General features: G+C 68.9%; 18 protein-coding genes. 9 read left to right on the top strand and 9 right to left on the bottom strand.

Annotation, left to right across the window (positions count from 1 at the left end; translation table 11 throughout):
- Entirely contained in the window at positions 1 to 744 is a 744-nt protein-coding gene (locus tag CLU95_RS19290; protein ID WP_099795092.1) for a response regulator transcription factor, read from the bottom strand.
- Positions 745 to 1,024: 280 nt separating this feature from the next.
- On the opposite strand from CLU95_RS19290, the gene CLU95_RS19285 reads away from it, so the two are divergent.
- Genes CLU95_RS19285 through mtgA form a run of 5 tightly spaced genes read left to right on the top strand, consistent with a single transcriptional unit; the run spans position 1,025 to position 6,282 of the window.
- A complete protein-coding gene (locus CLU95_RS19285; protein WP_099795091.1) occupies positions 1,025 to 1,618 on the top strand; it encodes a YqiA/YcfP family alpha/beta fold hydrolase in 594 nt (197 codons plus the stop codon).
- 60 nt (positions 1,619 to 1,678) lie between these two features.
- Positions 1,679 to 3,751 carry a ribonuclease catalytic domain-containing protein gene (locus CLU95_RS19280; RefSeq protein WP_099795090.1) on the top strand — a complete coding sequence of 691 codons (2,073 nt, stop codon included), beginning with the start codon at positions 1,679 to 1,681 and terminating at the stop codon, positions 3,749 to 3,751.
- 52 nt (positions 3,752 to 3,803) lie between these two features.
- Complete coding sequence (locus CLU95_RS19275) at positions 3,804 to 4,655, top strand: energy transducer TonB (protein ID WP_099795089.1); 852 nt, start codon at positions 3,804 to 3,806, stop codon at positions 4,653 to 4,655.
- Between the two features lie 29 nt (positions 4,656 to 4,684).
- Complete coding sequence (gene aroE / locus CLU95_RS19270; protein WP_099795088.1) at positions 4,685 to 5,542, top strand: shikimate dehydrogenase; 858 nt, start codon at positions 4,685 to 4,687, stop codon at positions 5,540 to 5,542.
- A complete protein-coding gene (mtgA, locus tag CLU95_RS19265) occupies positions 5,539 to 6,282 on the top strand; it encodes a monofunctional biosynthetic peptidoglycan transglycosylase (RefSeq protein WP_099795087.1) in 744 nt (247 codons plus the stop codon). The genes aroE and mtgA overlap by 4 nt, the downstream gene beginning before the upstream one ends.
- Here mtgA and CLU95_RS19260 read toward each other — a convergent pair.
- Positions 6,227 to 6,664: a ribosomal maturation YjgA family protein gene (locus CLU95_RS19260; RefSeq protein ID WP_099797385.1), complete on the bottom strand. Its 438-nt coding sequence runs from the start codon at positions 6,662 to 6,664 to the stop codon at positions 6,227 to 6,229. The genes mtgA and CLU95_RS19260 overlap by 56 nt on opposite strands.
- A gap of 9 nt (positions 6,665 to 6,673) precedes the next feature.
- Here CLU95_RS19260 and CLU95_RS19255 point away from each other — a divergent pair, with 9 nt between their 5' ends.
- Together CLU95_RS19255 and CLU95_RS19250 are read left to right on the top strand one after the other, a co-directional pair.
- The gene (locus tag CLU95_RS19255; RefSeq protein WP_099795086.1) at positions 6,674 to 7,537 is read left to right on the top strand and encodes a lysophospholipid acyltransferase family protein; all 864 of its coding nucleotides are present in this window, start codon (positions 6,674 to 6,676) and stop codon (positions 7,535 to 7,537) included.
- Between the two features lie 7 nt (positions 7,538 to 7,544).
- Positions 7,545 to 8,534: a phosphatidate cytidylyltransferase gene (locus CLU95_RS19250; protein WP_099795085.1), complete on the top strand. Its 990-nt coding sequence runs from the start codon at positions 7,545 to 7,547 to the stop codon at positions 8,532 to 8,534.
- A gap of 22 nt (positions 8,535 to 8,556) precedes the next feature.
- Here the strand turns inward: CLU95_RS19250 and CLU95_RS19245 are convergent, their stop codons facing one another.
- Positions 8,557 to 10,638, bottom strand: a complete 2,082-nt coding sequence (locus CLU95_RS19245; RefSeq protein WP_099795084.1) for a hypothetical protein — start codon at positions 10,636 to 10,638, stop codon at positions 8,557 to 8,559.
- 149 nt (positions 10,639 to 10,787) lie between these two features.
- Here CLU95_RS19245 and ruvC point away from each other — a divergent pair, with 149 nt between their 5' ends.
- Positions 10,788 to 11,336: a crossover junction endodeoxyribonuclease RuvC gene (gene ruvC / locus CLU95_RS19240; protein ID WP_099795083.1), complete on the top strand. Its 549-nt coding sequence runs from the start codon at positions 10,788 to 10,790 to the stop codon at positions 11,334 to 11,336.
- A gap of 4 nt (positions 11,337 to 11,340) precedes the next feature.
- Here the strand turns inward: ruvC and glyA are convergent, their stop codons facing one another.
- On the bottom strand, positions 11,341 to 12,663 hold the full coding sequence (gene glyA, locus CLU95_RS19235) for a serine hydroxymethyltransferase (protein ID WP_099795082.1): 1,323 nt from the start codon (positions 12,661 to 12,663) through the stop codon (positions 11,341 to 11,343).
- Between the two features lie 107 nt (positions 12,664 to 12,770).
- Here glyA and CLU95_RS19230 point away from each other — a divergent pair, with 107 nt between their 5' ends.
- Entirely contained in the window at positions 12,771 to 13,718 is a 948-nt protein-coding gene (locus CLU95_RS19230; RefSeq protein ID WP_099795081.1) for a LysR family transcriptional regulator, read from the top strand.
- A 10-nt stretch (positions 13,719 to 13,728) separates the two neighbouring features.
- Here the strand turns inward: CLU95_RS19230 and CLU95_RS30930 are convergent, their stop codons facing one another.
- From CLU95_RS30930 to CLU95_RS19210, 5 genes are all read right to left on the bottom strand, one after another.
- On the bottom strand, positions 13,729 to 13,905 hold the full coding sequence (locus CLU95_RS30930) for a hypothetical protein (protein WP_180288645.1): 177 nt from the start codon (positions 13,903 to 13,905) through the stop codon (positions 13,729 to 13,731).
- Positions 13,906 to 13,924: 19 nt separating this feature from the next.
- A complete protein-coding gene (lpxC, locus tag CLU95_RS19225; RefSeq protein ID WP_056575680.1) occupies positions 13,925 to 14,848 on the bottom strand; it encodes a UDP-3-O-acyl-N-acetylglucosamine deacetylase in 924 nt (307 codons plus the stop codon).
- Positions 14,849 to 15,079: 231 nt separating this feature from the next.
- Positions 15,080 to 16,294 (bottom strand): cell division protein FtsZ, encoded by a 1,215-nt coding sequence (gene ftsZ, locus CLU95_RS19220; RefSeq protein ID WP_099795080.1) that lies wholly within the window; start codon positions 16,292 to 16,294, stop codon positions 15,080 to 15,082.
- 169 nt (positions 16,295 to 16,463) lie between these two features.
- Entirely contained in the window at positions 16,464 to 17,693 is a 1,230-nt protein-coding gene (ftsA, locus tag CLU95_RS19215; RefSeq protein WP_056575685.1) for a cell division protein FtsA, read from the bottom strand.
- 20 nt (positions 17,694 to 17,713) lie between these two features.
- Positions 17,714 to 18,502, bottom strand: a complete 789-nt coding sequence (locus tag CLU95_RS19210) for a cell division protein FtsQ/DivIB (RefSeq protein ID WP_099795079.1) — start codon at positions 18,500 to 18,502, stop codon at positions 17,714 to 17,716.
- Position 18,503: the final 1 nt, after the last annotated feature.

Raw genomic sequence — 18,503 nt, 5'->3', positions numbered from 1 at the left:
TCAGCCCGGGTGGGACAGCAGGCCGAGGCGCGTGGCCTCGAACACCGCTTCGCTCTTGGAATGCACCGCGAGCTTGCCGTAGAGGTTCTTGATGTGGGTCTGCACCGTGTGCACGCTCAGGCCCTTGAGGCGCGCGATCTCGGCGTACGAGAAGCCGCGCGCGATCAGCGTCAGCACCTCGTGCTCGCGCGCCGAGAGCAGGCCGCGGTCGGTCTCGTCGAGCGCCGCCTCTGCCGGCGCCGCGCCGGCGGTGCCCGGCACGGCCGCCTGCAGGCTGCGGTACTTGGCGAGCACGCGGCGCGCGATCATGGGCGAGATCGGCGAGGCGCCGGCCTTCATCTCGACAATGGTCTGCGCGATGTCTTCCGGTGCGGCGTCCTTGTGGATGTAGCCCACGGCGCCGGCCTCGATGCTGGCCAGCACGTTCTCTTCGTCGCCGAAGACCGACACCACCAGCGGCTCGCAACCGGGAAAGCGGGCCACGGCGTCGCGGATCACGTCGAGCCCGGTGCCGTCGGGCATGCCGAGGTCGACCAGCAGCACGTCGGGGATGGTCGCGGTGCCGGCCAGCCAGGTGCGCGCTTCCTGCACTGTGCCCGCACTGCCGAGCCAGAACAGGCGCGGGCTGCGCTGCACGCTGGCCTCGAAGAAGGCGCGTGCGCGGCTGTCGTCCTCGACCACGAGCACGCCCCAGCGGCGTGGCAGCCCGTCATCCTGTGCCTCGGTATTCATGGGATGAAGCATAAGCCTCGACACCTGCGGCCATGCCGGCCCGGCCTCCCTCGTTCATGGGATGCCCCCTGCCAGATGCGTCACGAAACTTGTCTCATCCCTCTTCCTTGCGCCGCATCGCCCGCACCCCGCGTGGCCGCACCGTGAATACTTTCGAATTCCAGACACGTCCTTGTCGCTTGTTTCGCAGGGATTTGTGGGGTCACCGCGCCTTTGGTGCTGCGGACCTCATGCAGAATTGTCTGAATCCGGCCACGGCGCGCGCCCTGCGCACCGCCAGTCACCTTCTCCCATGGACCCGCAAACCACCCATCTGTTGTACCTGCACGGCTTCCGTTCGTCGCCCCGCTCCACCAAGGCGCGGCTGGTGGCGAAGCACGTGGCGCGCGAGCACCCGAACCTGGAGTGGTGGTGCCCGCAACTGCCGCCGTCGCCGCACGATGCCATCGACATGGTGATGAAGGGCATCGCGGACTGGCCACGCAAGTCGATGGCGGTGATCGGTTCGTCGCTCGGCGGTTTCTACGCCACCTACGTCGCCGGCATGACCCGCTGCCGCGCCGTGCTGCTCAACCCCGCGGTGCACCCGGCGCGCGACCTCACGCGCTACATCGGCAGCCAGACCGCCTGGCACGACCCGGCCGAGCATTTCTATTTCCAGCCGGAATTCATCCAGGAACTGCGCGCCATGGAAATCGGCGCGCTCACACGGCCGGAGCGCCTGTTCGCGATCATCGCCAAGGGCGACGAGGCGCTCGACTGGCACGAGATGTCGGCGCGCTACCCCGACAGCCGCATCAAGCTGCTCGAAGGCGGCGACCATGCGCTGTCCGACTTCGAAAAAGCGCACCTGGCCGACGTGATGGCCTTCATCAACCCCATTTAGGGCGCGCGCCGCCGGCCGGGGCAGCGGCTCCGGCCTGGCCGAGTCGTGGACAATCGCGGCATGTTTGTATTGTTTGAAGAAGCCGGTAAATACCTCGGCGGCCGCGTCCTGTCGGAAGCCGAAGCCTCGGCACAGGTCGAGCTCGAGACCGGCAAGCGCGTCAAGGTCAAGGGCGCCAACATCGTTCTGCGTTTCGAGAAGCCGGCCCCGCCCGAGCTGATGGCCGAGGCGCGTGCGCTGGCCGCTGCCATGGACCTCGACCTCGCCTGGGAATTCGCAGCCGAAGGCGAGTTCGGCTTTGCCGACCTGGCCGCCGACTATTTCAGCGAGAAGCCCACGCTCGCGCAGCAGGCCGCCGCGCTGTTCGCGCTGTTTGAGGCGCCGCACTACTTCCGCCGCGCGGGCAAGGGGCGCTTCAAGAAGGCGCCCGCCGAAATCGTGCAGCAGGCGCTGGCCGCCATCGAGAAGAAGAAGGCCATCCAGGCGCAGATCGTCGAATGGGCCGGCCAGCTCGCCGAAGGCGTGTGCCCGCCGGCGATCCGCGAGCAGCTCTACAAGATCCTGTTCAAGCCCGACAAGAACGCGCCCGAGTACAAGGCCGTGGTCGACGCCGCGCGCGCCACGCAGCGCCCGCCGCTCGACCTGCTGGAGCGCGCCGGCGCCATCGATTCGCCTTACCAGTTCCACTGGCGGCGCTTCCTGTTCGAGAACTTCCCCAAGGGCACCGGCTTCCCCGCGCTCGCGGCGCCGGCCGTCGCCGACGACCTGCCGCTGGCCGAAGGCGTGCGGGCCTTCTCGATCGACGATTCGCAGACCACCGAAATCGACGACGCGCTGTCCGTGCAGGGCATGGGCAGCGGCACCATCACGGTCGGCATCCACATCGCGGCGCCGGGCCTGGCGCTCACGCCGGGCAGCGCCATCGACGCCGTGGCGCGCGCGCGCATGTCCACCGTGTACATGCCGGGCTACAAGATCACCATGCTGCCCGACGAAGTGGTCGACACCTACACGCTGCTCGAAGGCGGCGACCGCCCGGCCGTGTCGCTCTATGCACGCTTCGACGAAGCCACGCTGGAGCTGCAAGGCACCGAGACCAAGCTCGAACGCGTGCCGATCGTCGCCAACCTGCGCCACGACCAGCTCGATGCCGTCGTCACGCAGCCCTGGCTCGAAGACGCCACCTTCAATTCGGACAACACGCCCGACGCCGCCGCGAAGCTGCGCGCGCCGCTGAGCTTCCTGTTCCGCCTCGCCAAGCACCTGAAGGCGCTGCGTGAAGTGGTGCGCGGCAAGCCCGAGAACTTCAGCCGGCCCGACTACAACTTCCGCCTCGTCGGCAACGACGGCGCCGAGCCCACCGGCAACGAGCAGGTGCAGATCACCACGCGCCAGCGCGGCGCGCCGCTCGACCTGATCGTGTCCGAGGCCATGATCCTGGCCAACAGCAGCTGGGGCGGCTGGCTCGGCGAACTCGGCGTGCCCGGCCTGTACCGCAGCCAGGCCAGCCTGGCGCCCGGCATCAAGGTGCGCATGGGCACGCGCGCGCTGCCGCACGCGGGCCTGGGCGTGAAGAGCTACGCCTGGAGCACCTCGCCGCTGCGCCGCTACACCGACCTCGTGAACCAGTGGCAGATCATCGCGGCCGCGCGCCACGGCAAGACCGCTGCGCTGGCCGCGCCCTTCAAGCCGAAGGACGCCGACCTGTTCTCGATCCTCTCGGGCTTCGACGCCGCCTATGCCACGTACAACGCCTACCAGGGCGGCATGGAGCGCTTCTGGACGCTCAAGTACCTGCAGCAGAACGGCATCACCGAGCTCGAAGCCACGGTCATCAAAGACATTCCCAACGGTGCGCTGGTGCGGGCCGATGCGCTGCCGCTGGTGTTCCCGGTGGCGGGCCAGCAGGAGCGCGGCGCGCGCGTGCGCGTGAAGCTCGGCGAAATCGACGAGATCGCGCTCGACGTGAGCGGCACCGTGCTCGAACGCTTCGACATGCCGAAAACCGATGCTGCGGCCGATGAAAGCGGCGGCGAGGACGACGAAGAAGAAGTCGCCGGCCCGATCGCCATCGCGGTCGACCTGAGCGACAGCGAGGCCGCACCCGACCCGACGACGACCGCGCCTGCATGACCTCCGGTCGTTCGACCGGAGACACGCGCCGCCCCCTGGAGGAGTTTCGAGAATGAATCTCAAGGACCTCAGCACGCTGCAGATCGCTCTGGGCGTGTCGGTCATCGCGCATGCCGCGTTGCTCGCGGTGCGCTTCGTCGATCCCGAATCGTTCAACCGGGTCTTCAGCGAAACTCCGCTCGAAGTGATCCTGGTCAACAGCAAGACCAACGACAAGCCCGACCCCGCAGCCCGCGTGATGGCGCAGACCACGCTCGCGGGCGGCGGCGACCTCGACAAGGGCCGCGCCACCAGCCCGCTGCCGCCGTCGAGCTTCACCACCATGGGCGACTCCTTCGAGGAATCGCGCCGCCAGGTCGAGGCCATGCAGGCCCAGCAGATGCAGATGCTGGCGCAGCTCAAGCGCGAGCTGGCCGCCATGCCCGTGCCCGATCCGCGCCAGGCCGGCGACCCGACCGAAGCCGCCGCGCGCGAGGAAAAGCGCCGCCAGATGGTCGCGCTGCTCGCCGAGATCGAACGCCGCGTGAACGAGGAAAACGCGCGCCCCAAGAAGCGCTACCTGAGCCCCGCCACGCGCGAGGCGGCCTACGCGCTGTACGTCGACACGCTGCGCCGCCGCATCGAGGTCAAGGGCACCGAGAACTTCCCGACCGCGGCCGGCAAGAAGCTCTACGGCGAACTCAAGATGACGGTCACCATCAACCACGACGGGCGCGTACTCGACGCCGTGGTCGACGAAAGCTCGGGCAACACCACGCTCGACCGTCGGGCCCAGGCCATCGTGCGCAGCGTCGGCAACTTCGGCACCTTCACCGACGCGATGCGCAAGCAGACCGACCAGATCGTGCTGCAGTCGCGCTTCAAGTTCACGCGCGACGAAACGATCGAGCTGTCGTCTCAATAACCCCCACAGCAGAACACGGAACACCGGCCATGGATCAGTACTGCGTCATGGGCAACCCAGTCGAGCACAGCCGCTCGCCCCGCATCCACGCGCGTTTTGCCGAACTCTGCGGCCAGCCGATGGCCTACGGCCGGCGCCTGGTGCCGATCGGTGCATTCGCCGAAGGCATCGCCGCCTTCCGCAGCGAGGCCGCCGCGCAAGGCGACACCGCGCGCGGCTGCAACGTCACCGTGCCCTTCAAGTTCGACGCCGCCGCGCTCGCGCAGCACACCAGCGAGCGCGCCACGCTGGCGCAGGCCGTGAACACGCTGCGCTTCGAGACCGACGGCAGCATCCATGCCGACAACACCGACGGCATCGGCCTGGTCAACGACATCGTGCGCAATGCCGGCGTGCCGCTGGCGGGCCGGTCGCTGCTGCTGATCGGCGCCGGCGGCGCCGCGGCGGGCGTGCTCGGACCGCTGCTCGACGCGGGCGCCACGCACGTCGTGGTGGCCAACCGCACGCTCGACAAGGCCATCGCGCTGGTGCAGCGCCATGCCGCGCTCGCGCTGCGCCACGGCGCCACGCTCGAAGCCTGGGCGCTCGACGAAGTGCCGGGCGCTTTCGACGTGGTGGTCAACGCCACCGCCTCCAGCCTCGCGGGCGACGCCGTGCCCGTGAGCGCGCAGGTGCTGCGCCCCGGCGCGCTGGCCGTCGACATGATGTACGGGCCCGCCGCCGCAGGCTTCATGGCCTGGGCCGAAGCGCACGGCGCGGTCGCGCGCGACGGCCTCGGCATGCTGGTGGAACAGGCCGCCGAAGCCTTCGAATTCTGGCGCGGCGTGCACCCGCCCTCGGCCCAGGTTCTCGCCGAGCTGCGCGCCTCGCTCGCCGCCGGCGCATGAAGGGCCTGCTGCGCCTGATCGCCTGCCTCGTGGTGGCGGGCCTGGCGCTCGAGCTGTTCTTCGTGGTGCGCATCGCGGCCATGGCGGTGATCGATCCACAGAGCACGGCCTTCCAGCGCTCCGAGGCCTGGCGCGTTGCGCTCTCGCAGGGCCGCGAAGGCGGATGGCGTCAGGACTGGGTGCCGTACACGCAGATCAACGACTCCCTCAAGCGCGCCGTGATCGCGAGCGAAGACGCCGGTTTCGTCGACCACAACGGCGTCGAGTGGGAAGCCATCGAGCGTGCGCGCCAGCGTAACGCTCGCGCCGAACAGCTGGCCGCCAAGCGCATGGCACGCGCCGCTGCACGCGGCAAGCCGGTGCAGCCGGCACCGTTGCGCGGCGGCTCCACCATCACGCAGCAGCTTGCGAAGAACCTGCTGCTGTCGGGCGAACGAACCATGCTGCGCAAGGGCCAGGAGCTGGTGCTCGCCACGCTGCTCGAAGTGCTGCTCGACAAGCAGCGCATCCTCGAGATCTACCTGAACAACGTCGAATGGGGCGAAGGCGTGTTCGGCGCCGAGGCTGCGGCGCAGTACTACTTCAAGAAGCCGGCCGCGCGCCTCAGTGCGTACGAGTCGGCGCGCCTGGCCGTGATGCTGCCAAGCCCGAAGTTCTTCGAGCGTCGGCCCAATTCGTCCTACATCAACGGGCGGGCATCGACGATCGTGGCGCGGATGTCGGCGGTCGACCTGCCCTGAGCTTGCGCACCGCAGCTTCCACCGCCAGCACGGCGACGAAGCCGATCGCGTAGGCCACCACGTCCCACCAGTCGGCGGTGGCACCGAGCACGATGCGCAGCGCGCGGTTCGGAATGTGCAGGTGCCAGGTCGACGCAAGGAACTGCCCCAGCTCGACCAGCAGCCCCACGCCGAAGGCGGCCAGCGCGAGCGGCAGCACGCGCGCGGCGACGAAGGTCTTGAACACCACGTACACCCACGCCACGGCCAGCACGTCGCCGAAGAAACTTCGCACCCAGCCCCAGCGCGCGCCGACGGTGGCCAGCAGCACGAGCAACACAAAGAGGGCCACCGCCCACGCCAGGGAAAGAAGATCGAAACGCCATCGCATGGCCCGTATCATCGCCTCCATATGCTGGCAAAGCTCACAGGTTGGTTGCTGCTGGGAATCGTCCGATTGCTCACCGGCGCGCAGGCGCGCTGGTACGGCTGTCCACCGAAGGCCGAGCAGCGCATCTACTTCGCGAATCACCAGAGCCACGCGGACCTCGTGATGATCTGGGCCGCGCTGCCCGAAGAGCTGCGCAGCATCACACGGCCCATCGCGGCGCGCGACTACTGGGCCAACACGCCGGTCAAGCGCTGGATCACGACGGAGGTGTTCAACGCGGTGTATGTGGAGCGTGCGGCCACGGCGCCTGCAGGGGCTGCAGCGCCGGCCGCGCCACCGCCGCCTGAAGCACGGCCACCCGCAGCGCCCAACGCACCGGCCGAGCGCATCGAGCCGTCGATGGAACCGCTGCTGCCGATCGAAACGATCACCGCCGCCGAGGCACCGCAAGAAATCCAGGGCCAGCTCGACCTCCCCGCGCCCCCGCCGCCCCCACCGCCGGTCGCACCGCCGCCCGTCATCGAACCCGAAGCACCGGCCGCCGCACCCGAGTCGCCCGCCGCCGACCCGCTCGCGCCACTCATCGACGCATTGCGCAGCGGCGACTCGATCATCATCTTTCCCGAAGGCACGCGCGGCCACACCGGCGAGCCGCAGAAATTCAAGTCGGGCCTGTACGCATTGGCGACGATGTTCCCCGACGTGGTCCTCGTGCCGGCCTGGATCGACAACGTGCAGCGCGTCATGCCCAAGGGCGAGATCGTGCCCGTGCCTATCCTGTGCTCAGTCACCTTCGGCGCACCGATCCGCGTCGAGGACGGCGAAGAGCGCCGCCCCTTCCTCGACCGTGCGCGTGCTGCGGTGATCGCATTGCGCGACGTCTGAAAAAGGTATGAACCAGTTCCTGCGCAGCCTCAGCCCGACCCAGCAGGTCGCGGCCCTTTTCCTGATCGTCTTCGGCCTGCTCGTCATCGTGAGCACCACCGTCTTCTTCCTGAGCTTCAAGGAGCGGCGCAACCCGGTGCACGACGCGTCGTGGCAGGTCGAGCTGGCGCATGTGCGCGCGCTGCTGGGCACCACCTGGTTCATGGTGATCGTGTTCTGGATCGGCTGGGCGCTGGGCGAAACGGTGGCCACCGTGCTGTTCGCGCTGATCTCGTTCTTTGCGCTGCGCGAGTTCATCACGCTCTCGCCGACGCGGCGTGGCGACCACCGCAGCCTGATCCTCGCGTTCTTCGTGGTGCTGCCGATCCAGTTCTGGCTGGTGGCCACGGCGCGCTTCGACCTGTTCACGGTGTTCATCCCGGTCTACGTGTTCCTCGCCATTCCGGTGGCGAGTGCGCTGGCGAACGACCCCAGCCATTTTCTCGAGCGCAACGCCAAGCTGCAGTGGGGCATCATGGTCTGCGTGTACGGCATGAGCCACGTGCCCGCGCTGCTGCTGCTGACCTTCCCGGGCTACGAAGGCAAGAGCGCCTTCCTCGTGTTCTTCCTGGTGATCGTGGTGCAGACCTCGGTGCTGGTGCAGCACCTGATCTCGCGGCGCATGCAGCGCACGCCGTTTGCGCCGAACGTGAGCCGCAGCTTCAACTGGACCAGCTGGGGCATCGGCATCGTCGTGGCCAGCCTGGTGGGTGCGCTGTTCTCGTTCATCACGCCGTTCAAGTTCGGGCAGGCGCTCGCGGTGTCGATCATTGCCTGCGTCGCGGGCTCGATGGGCCACCTCGTGATGAAGGCGCTCAAGCGCGACCGCGGCATTCCGAACTGGGGCCAGAAGGGCGTGGGCGTGACCGGCGCCAACGGCCTGCTCGACCGCGTCGATGCGCTGTGCTTCGCGGCGCCGATCTTCTTCCATTCGATCCGCTGGTACTTCAACGTCTGAAGCACCGGGCGGACAGCGGCCGTCACGCCTTGCGCAGCACCACCCGGTCGAAGGCCTGCTTCGCGCGCCGTCCCAAGGCCTTCGTCTTCAGCGCCTGAAGCTCGCGCTTGAGCCGCGTGCGCTGCTCGGCCGAGAGCGCGGTGCCGAAACGCCCGAGCGCCTGTTCGAGCGCCTCGCGCTGCGCCGCCACCCGCCCCTGCCGGCCCTCGGCCTCGGCCAGCCATTCGCAGGCATTGGCGACGCGCCCGCGCAAGGCCGCGTCGCCCGACTCGCCGAAGCGCGCGATGAGCAGGCGGTAGGCCTTGGCCTGCCCTGGCAGGTCGTCCATCTTGTCGAAGGCCTTGGCCTTGTTGATCATCGACTTGGCGGCCCACAGCTGCAGGGCGCTGTCGCGCGCCATCGCCGTGCGCGCGATCACCTCGTCGTAGCTGGCCACGGCCTCGGCGAACCGGCCAGTGCGGCGCAGCACGGCACCCTTGCGGAACAAAGCACCGGCCACGCGCGCACGCAGGTCGGGCAGCTCGGAGTTGCCCCAGCGCGCAACGATCTCGTCGTGCACGCGCATCTCGTCCGCGGGCCGCGCGAGGCGGTCGAGCGCGGTGCTCTTGTATTGCAGGCACAGCGCCACCTGCGACTGCATCTCGGTGGAGGCATCGGCGCCGTAGCGCGCGTCCATCGCGTCGGCGGCCTCGACAACCTCGGCGAAGTGTTCCAGCGCCAGCAGGCAGAAGGTCTTGTGCGACAGGGCACGCGCGCACTGGCGGCGCATCAGCGGGTGCGGCGAGGCGGCATGCGCCGCGAGCACCTCGTCGAACCGCGCGATGGCCTCGCGCGACGCGCCCGCGTCACCGAGCTTGCGGCCTTCACGGACGGTGTCGCATGCCGCATCGAAGAGTTCGGCCGGCAGCTCGCCGGCCTCGAGCCCGCCGGACTTGCGCAGCCGCTTCAGGCAGGCCTCGCGCCCGGCCGTCGCCTTCACGCGCAGCTCGCGCAGTTCGGGCGTGGCGCCGTCGCGCGACAGCGCCACGAGTGGCTCGTACACCGCGAGCGCAGCCTCGGGCCGCCCCAGCAGATCGAGCAGCACGAAGCCCTTGTGCAGCAAGGTGGTGGCCACGGTGCGCTGCACCACGGCGTCGCCATCGCGGGCGAAGGTGCCGAGCAGGCGCTCGCAGGCGGCCAGGGCGGCGTCGCCGTCACCCTGATCGCGCAGCCCCACAGCCCAGTCATGGGCGCGCACGGCCGCAAGGCGGCGCACCTGCGCCGAGGCGTCGTGGCCGTAGCGGTCGAGCAGCCAACCGACCAGCTCGGCGCGGCGCGCGACTTCGTCGAGTCCGAGGCCGTCGAAGAACAGGGCCAGCGCGCGAACGCCTTCCAGCCGCAGCTCGGGCGCGGCATCGGCCAGCCCGGCCTCGATCGGGTCGGCCACCTGCAGGCACAGCACCTGGGCCTGGGTGTGCTGCGCCAGCTCGCGCAGGTTGAGCACCGCGGCCAGCCGGGCCCGCGCCACGCGCAGGACCACGCCGGGATCGGTGCCGCCTTCGAAGCGTTCGATGGCCGTTTCGAGCGTGGCCAATGCGTCTTGCGGCAGGCCGCGGTGGTGTTCGATCTCGGCCTTCAGCAGGCGCGCATCGAGCCGCCACGCATCGAGCGCAGTGTCGGCCTGCGCATCGAGCTGCTCGCTCATGAAGTCGCAGGCCTCGCAACGCGCCGCGGCATCGTCGATGAGCCAGGTGCGCTGGTAGAGCGCGTGGGCGATGTGTGCGCGGATCTCGGGCTCGCTGCGCGCGCCGTGCGCGGCGACGAGGCGGTCGAGCGTGGCCAGCGCATCGGCCGGGCGATGCAATTGGCGCAGCACGTGCGCAAGCAGCCGCAGCGCCTGGCAGCAGGGCACGACCAAGGCGGCGTCGGACAGCGCGCCGAACTCGGTGATCAACTGGCTGCAGGCGGCGATCGCCTCGCGGCGGCGGCCGAGGTCGCTCAACAGCTCCGCCTGGCGAAAGCTCGCGGCGGCGCGTTCGGCGGGAGGCTGCGGGCGCGCAAGCAGAGACTGGGCGTCGTTCAGTTGCGTCAGTTGCTGCTCTGCGGAGGACTCGACTACATTCACCTTCGCTTCCTTGTGTGGCGTGCCCCGCGCGGAGCGGGGCGGAATGCAAGAACCGGGCGGATTCTGCCCGCGATACCCACGCATCCCGCACGAATTCGCACCTTCTTCAACCTTCCTCACCCGGGCTTAGGCCTTTACGCTTCCTTTTCATGCGGATTCTCGGCATCGACCCCGGTTTGCAGACCACCGGCTTCGGCGTGGTCGATGCGGACGGCCATGCGCTGCGCTACGTGGCCAGCGGCACCATCAGCACCCGGCACCTGGGCAGCGGCAACCTGCCGGCACGCCTGAAGGTGCTGTTCGACGGCATCGGCGAGATCACGGCGCGCTACCAGCCCGATGCGTCGGCGGTCGAAATCATCTTCGTCAACGTCAACCCGCAGTCGACGCTGCTGCTGGGCCAGGCGCGCGGTGCCTGCGTGACGGCGCTGGTGAACTGCAACCTCTCGGTGGCCGAGTACACAGCGCTGCAGATGAAGAAGGCCGTGGCCGGCCACGGCCAGGCCGCGAAGGCACAGGTGCAGGAGATGGTGAAGCGCCTGCTCGACCTGCCCGGCCTGCCGGGCGCCGACGCGGCGGATGCGCTGGGCATTGCCATCACGCACGCACAGGTCGGCCGTTCGATGGCGCGGCTCGCAGAAGCGGCCGAGCTGTCGAAGACGCACGCCGGCACCTACCGGCAAGGGCGTTCGCGCTGAGGCTTCAGCGCACGATGTAGCGCAGGTCGCCCAGGCGCCGACGGCGTTCGCGCACCTCGAGGGCCACGGCGGATGCATCGCCGGCCAGCGCCCGCGCGATCCAATTGGCCAGTTGCGGCATGTCCTCGGGCGTGAAGCCCAGCCGCACGATCTCGGGCACGCCCAGGCGCAGGCCGTTGATGTCGCCGTCGACCGGCGCGATCGGCAGGCCGATGCCGCAGGCCAGCAGGCCGCCCTGAGCGAGCTGCTTCGCGGCGCGTTGCCCACCGCCCCAGCGCGCGGCCTCGAGCGCGAACTGGTGCGACTGCGTGAAGCCGCGCGCCTTCGCGAACACGGGCAGGCCTTCGGCATCGAGCGCACGTGCGAGCGCCTGCGCGGTGTCGCGCATCGCTGCCGCATAGGCCACGCCGTGCACCTTCCAGTCGAGCAGCCCGCGGGCCAGCGCCGCCGTGCGACCCGCATCCGAGTTGGCCGTGAGGCCGGGGTAGGCAATGGCGTCGATGCGCTCCATCAGCGCTGCATCGTTCGACACGATCAGCCCGCCGGCCGGGCCGCCCAGGCTCTTGTAGGTGCTCATGGTGATCGCATGCGCGCCTTCTTCGAGCGGCTGCGGCCAGGCCTTGCCGGCCACCATACCCGAGAGATGCGCGGCATCGAACAGCAGCTTCGCGCCCACGCTGTCGGCCACCTCGCGGATCGCGGACACCGGGTGCGGGAACAGGTTCAGGCTGCCGCCGATGGTGATGAGCTTGGGCTTCACCTCGCGCGCGAGCTTCGCCAGCGCGACCACGTCGACCGAGTAGCCGTCGGCATCGACCGGCGCCGGCACGGTCTTCAGGCCGTAGCGCCCGGCCGCGCCCGCTGCGTGGTGCGTCACGTGGCCGCCGATGGCGGCCGGCGGCGCGATGATCGTGTCGCCGGGCTGGCAGGTCGCCATGAACACGTAGAGGTTCGACAACGCGCCCGAACTCACGCGCACCTCGGCGAAGCGCGCGCCGAACACCTCGGCCGCCAGCTCGGCGGCGACGACCTCGATGCGCTCGATGGCGTCCAGCCCCATCTCGTACTTGTCGCCGGGATAGCCCAGCGACGGACGCGAGCCCAGCCCGCGCGACAGCAGCGCCTCGGCGGCGGGGTTCATCACGTTGGTGGCGGGGTTGAGGTTCAGCCCGTCGATGTCGTGGATGCGGTGGTTGTCGGCCACGAGGCGTTCGATCTCGGCGGCCACCCCCGCCGCATCGCGTGCGGCGGCGTCGGCGGCAATGGCGAGCACGTGGTCCTCGCTGGCGGCGGGAACCCAAGAACGGCGGTGAAGGGCTGCGGGCATGCGGTGTCTCGCTGAGGAAAGGAATGACCGCATGGTCGCGCCGCGTGCCTTCGCGGGCAACATGGATAAACTGGTCCCGAGCCCTAGAAAAACTTGGCCTGTACCTCATGTCCCTCGCCCCACCCCGCCCTCGCCTGCCACCGCACACGGCCGTGCGTGCCTTCGAGGCTGCGGCGCGCCACGGCAGCTTCGCGCGGGCGGCCGAGGAACTCTTCGTGACGCCCGCTGCCGTCGCGCAGCAGATCAAGGCGCTCGAAACCTGGGCCGGCGGTGCGCTGTTCGAGCGGCACAGCCAGGGCATCCGGCTCAGCGCGCACGGCCGGCGTGCGCTGCCTGCGCTCAGTGCGGCGGTCGACCAACTCGGCCTCGCGGTGCAGGCGCTGCGCCAGGAAACCCAGACCGCTGCGCGCCGCAGCACGCTGCAGGTGGCGGCCCTGCCGGCCATGGCGCAGCTGTGGCTGTCGCCGCGGCTCTCGCGGCTGAAGGCCGCGCTGCCCGGCGTGCAGGTGTCGGTGACGGCGCTGGAGCAGCCGCCGAACTTCCGTCGCGAGCCCTTCGATCTCGGGCTGTTCTATGCGCGCGGCGCCGAGGCTGCCGTCGGCGCGACGGGCATCCCGCTCGCGCGCGACCGCCTCGTGCCCGTGTGCAGCCCGCGCGTGCGGCCATTGCTCGACAGCGGACGCCCGCGCCCGCTCGACGACCTCATCGACGTGCTCGCGCGCTGCGGCGGCCTGCACGACACGGTGTGGCGCGACGACTGGTCGCGCTGGCTGCAGACCGTGCGCCCCGGCACCACCTCGACCGAGGCCGATGCGCTGGCCGCTGGCCCGGATTTCTCGCTCTACAGCCTCGCGCTGCAGGCCGCGCTCGATGGCGAAGGGGTGCTGATGGGTCGCGAGCGGCTGGTGGCGCCACTGCTCGAGAAGGGCCGGCTGCACGCGCCCTGGGGGCGGCCGAAGGCACTGGGAGACACGTTGATGTTGCTGGTGCCCGCGCACCGCAAGGGGCCGCTGCTCGCGCAGCAGGTGCAGGCCTTGCAGGCCCTGGTCGATTGAACGGCTGGCGCTACGCGACGCGTTCAGCGATCAGCACGGCGAAGAAGCCCAGTGCCGCCAGCACCGTCCACTTGAACACGGTCCAACCGAAGCGGCGGTACTTGACCTGCCCCGTGCCCGCGTAGAACGCGAAGGACACGCCCGCCACCAGCAGAAGCAGCAGGATGGCCCAGCGAAAGAGAAGCATCGGAAAAAGCGCGCGCCGCTTACCAGGCCCGCGCCACTTCGCCGAAGCCGCGCGGTGCGCGCTTCTCGTCTTCGAAGGTCACGACCTCGTAGGCGTCGCTGTGCGAGAGCAGTTCGCGCAGCAGCTTGTTGTTGAGCGCATGGCCCGAGCGGAACGCGGTGTACGCGGCCAGCAGCGGCTTGCCGATGATGTACAGGTCGCCCATGGCGTCGAGGATCTTGTGCTTCACGAACTCGTCGTCGTAGCGCAGGCCACCGGCATTGAGCACCTTGGTGTCGTCCATGACGATGGCGTTGTCCAGGCCGCCGCCGAGCGCGAGGCCCTTGCTGCGCATGTACTCGACCTCTTTGGTGAAGCCGAAGGTGCGCGCACGCGCGATGTCGCGGCTGTACGAGTCGGTGCCCAGGTCGAACTCCACGCGCTGGCCGGTGGAGTTGACGACGCGGTGGTCGAAGTCGATCTCGAAGCTCAGCTTGAAGCCGTGGTACGGCTCCAGGCTCGCCCACTTCTCGTTGGCGCCCTCGCCTTCGCGCACCTCGACCTTGCGCAGCACGCGGATGAAGCGGCGCGGCGCCTTCTGCAGTTCGATGCCCGCGCTTTGCAGCAGGAACACGAAGGACGAGGCCGACCCGTCGAGGATCGGCACTTCGTCGGCCGTGATGTCGATGTAGAGGTTGTCGATGCCCAGGCCCGCGCAGGCGGACATGATGTGTTCGACCGTCTGCACCTTGGCGCCGCCCGTGGAGACGGTGGACGCCAGGCGCGTGTCGGTGACCGATTCGGCGGTCATGCGGATCTCGACCGGCTCGGGCAGGTCGACACGGCGGAACACGATGCCCGTGTCGGCCGGGGCCGGTCGCAGGGTCAGCTCCACGCGTTGGCCGCTGTGAAGCCCCACGCCCACGGCGCGGCTGATCGACTTGAGGGTTCGTTGTTGCAGCACGCCCATGATTTTAGGCGGACTGCGACCGTGACGCCCTATTCCCCTGGCTATGGCCGCGATAGACATGGACCGGTCAAAAAAGAAAGCGCACAAAAAAAAGCCGGGGAGCCCCCGGCGGTGGACGCAAGGGGCACGAGGTGAACGCAGCGCCTAGAGCCGGGGGGCAGTCCCTTTCAGGTCTTCCCCGTCCCCTTGCGAACCCTCGTGCCCTCTGCGTTCAGTGGCCTGCGGTCAATCTGCTTGACGGCGCAGGAATGCAGGGATTTCGAAGTCGTCCATGCCACCCGACGACAGCGCGTCGACCTTGGCGGCGGCCATCGTGCGGTTGGTGCGCCACACGCTGGGCACGGCCATGCCGTCGTAGTTGGGCTGGCTGCCCGAACCACCACCCGCGTGGCCCATGCCGCCGAGCGTCGGCACGGTGAACGGGATGTTGTCGGTGCCGGTGCGGATCACTTCGAGCGTCGGGGCCTGGCGGCGTGCGTCGGCACGCGACAGACCCGTGGCCACCACCGTGACGCGCATCTGGTCGCCCAGGCTTTCGTCGTAGGCGGCGCCGTAGATCACGTGCGCGTCCGGCGAGGCGTAGGCGCGGATGGTGTTCATCGCGAGCTTCGACTCGTTCAGCTTCAGCGAACCCTTCGATGCCGTCACCAGCACCAGCACGCCCTTGGCGCCCGAGAGGTCGATGCCTTCGAGCAGCGGGCAGGCCACGGCCTGTTCGGCGGCGATGCGCGCGCGGTCCGGGCCTGCAGCCGCGGCCGTGCCCATCATGGCCTTGCCGGGTTCGCCCATCACGGTGCGCACGTCTTCGAAGTCGACGTTCACGCCGCCGTACTCGTTGATGATTTCCGAGATACCGCCGACGGCGTTCTTCAGCACGTCGTTGGCGTGCGCGAAGGCTTCGTCCTGCGTGATGTCTTCACCCAGCACGTCGAGCAGCTTCTCGTTGAGCACCACGATCAGCGAGTCGACGTTGGCTTCGAGCTCGGCCAGGCCGGCGTCGGCGTTGGTCATGCGGCGACCGCCTTCCCAGTCGAAGGGCTTGGTCACCACGCCCACGGTGAGGATGCCCATTTCCTTGGCCACGCGCGCGATCACGGGCGCCGCGCCGGTGCCGGTGCCGCCGCCCATGCCGGCCGTGATGAACAGCATGTGCGCGCCGTCGATGGCGGCGCGAATGTCGTCCACCGCGGCTTCGGCCGCGTCACGGCCCTTCTCGGGCTTGCTGCCGGCGCCCAGGCCGCTGATGCCCAGTTGGATGTTCTTGTGCGCGTTGCTGCGTTGCAGGGCTTGCGCGTCGGTGTTGGCGCAAACGAACTGCACGCCTTGCACACCACGCTCCATCATGTGGGCGACCGCATTGCCACCGCCGCCGCCGACACCGATCACCTTGATCTGCGTGCCCTGGTTGAATTCTTCGACTTCGATCATTTCGATGGTCATTTCTAACTCCTTGAATATTGCAGTTGCCGTTATGTATCTATGAATATTTCTTCTGCCTGACGTGATCAACGGGATCGCCGTCGCGATGGTGGACCGGTGCGTCGCCATCGCTCGTTGAAATGCAGCCGAGGACCCGCGCGTGCGAGCCAGAGTGGGGAGTGGTTCATGGTCAGAAGTTCCCCACGATGAAGTCCTTGAAACGTCCGAACGCAGTCTTTACGGACCCGTTCTTCTGTGCGACCTTGAAACCACGCATGCGTGCAAAACGTGCCTCTTCGAGCAGGCCCATCACGGTGGCCGCGCGCGGCTGCGCCACCATGTCCGAGAGCGCGCTCGAGTACTTCGGAATGCCGCGACGCACGGGCTTCAGGAAGATGTCTTCACCGAGCTCGACCATGCCGGGCATGACGGCGCTGCCGCCGGTCAACACCACACCGGAAGACAGCACTTCCTCGTAGCCCGACTCGCGCACCACCTGCTGCACCAGCGAGAAGATTTCTTCGATGCGCGGCTCGATCACGCCGGCAAGCGCCTGCTTGCTCAACATGCGCGGGCCGCGATCGCCAAGGCCGGGGACTTCGACCTGCGATTCAGGGTCGGCCAGCAGCTGCTTGGCGTAGCCGTGCTCGACCTTGATGTCCTCCGCGTCCTTGGTGGGCGTGCGCAGGGCCATCGCGATGTCGCTCGTGATGAGGTCGCCCGCGATCGGAATCACGGCCGTGTGGCGGATCGCGCCGTTGGTGAAGATCGCCACGTCGGTGGTGCCCGCGCCGATGTCGACCAGCACCACGCCGAGTTCGCGCTCGTCTTCGGTCAGCACCGCCTGGCTCGAGGCCAGCGGGTTCAGCATCAGCTGGTCGACCTCGAGGCCGCAGCGGCGCACGCACTTGATGATGTTCTCGGCCGCGCTCTGCGCGCCGGTCACGATGTGCACCTTGGCCTCCAGGCGCATGCCGCTCATGCCGATCGGCTCCTTCACGTCCTGGCCGTCGATCACGAACTCCTGCGGCTCCACCAGCAGCAAACGCTGGTCGCTCGAGATGTTGATGGCGCGCGCCGTCTCGACCACGCGGGCCACGTCGGCGGGCGTGACTTCCTTGTCCTTCACCGCCACCATGCCGCTCGAATTGATGCCGCGGATGTGGCTGCCGGTGATGCCGGTGTAGACGCGACTGATCTTGCAGTCGGCCATCAGCTCGGCTTCTTTCAGCGCCTGCTGGATGCTCTGCACGGTGGCGTCGATGTTCACCACGACGCCGCGCTTGAGGCCGTTGCTGGGCGCGATGCCCAGGCCGGCCAGCTTGAGCTCGCCGCCTTGCAGCACCTCGGCCACGACCACCATCACCTTGGCGGTTCCGATGTCCAGGCCTACGACCAGGTCTTTGTATTCTTTGGGCATGTAGATGTCCTCGGTATTCGCTACTTGATTTTTCTTGGGGCCTCGGGCGAGACCGTGGTGACGCCGCGCAGCCGCAGGGCATACGCGTCGTTGTGGCGCAGATCGGCGCGTTCGACGTCGGCCACCGTGCGGCGGTACTGGCCCGCGACCTGCGTCACGGTCTTCAGGAACCGCTGCAGGCGCGCCGACACCTCGTCGCTCTGGCCGCGGCCGAGTTCGATCTCGGCCCCGCTGTCGAGCAGCACCTTCCAGCTGCCGCGGCTGGACAGCCGCAGCTCGGCAATGTCGAAGTCGTAGGGCTCGAACATCGGCGCCAGCACGCGGTACATGCCCAGCACCTGCCCGGCCTGCTCGATCGGCCCGTCCAGGCGCGGCAGGTCGCTGTCGACCTCGGCCACGTTGGCCTCGAACACGTCGCCGAAACCGTTGATCAGCTTGGAGCCGGCCTCGTCGCCCCACACCGCCACCGGCACCTGCTCGGTCAGCGTCACGCGCAGCTTGTTCGGGAACTCGCGCCGCACCACCGCGCTGCGCACCCACGGCACCGTCTCGAAGGCGGTGCGCGCACGCGCCAGGTCGATGGTGAAGAAGTTGCCCTTGAGCTGCGGCGCCACGTTGGCGCGCAGCGTGACCGCGTTGTTGTGCGTGACCTCGCCGTCCACCTTGATGCCCGAGATCGGGAAGAAAGGCTGGCGCAGCACCCACCACGCGCTCGCCGCCAGCAGCATGAGCGCCACCAGCACGAACGCAACGTTCGCGACGATGTTCATCAGCTTGACGTCGAAGGGAGCGGGGATGCTGTCGGCCATG

This window comes from Variovorax sp. 54, assembly GCF_002754375.1.
Taxonomy (GTDB): domain Bacteria; phylum Pseudomonadota; class Gammaproteobacteria; order Burkholderiales; family Burkholderiaceae_C; genus Variovorax.
Note: the sequence above shows the minus strand (reverse complement) of the source record. Positions and strands in the feature narration are given on the sequence as shown.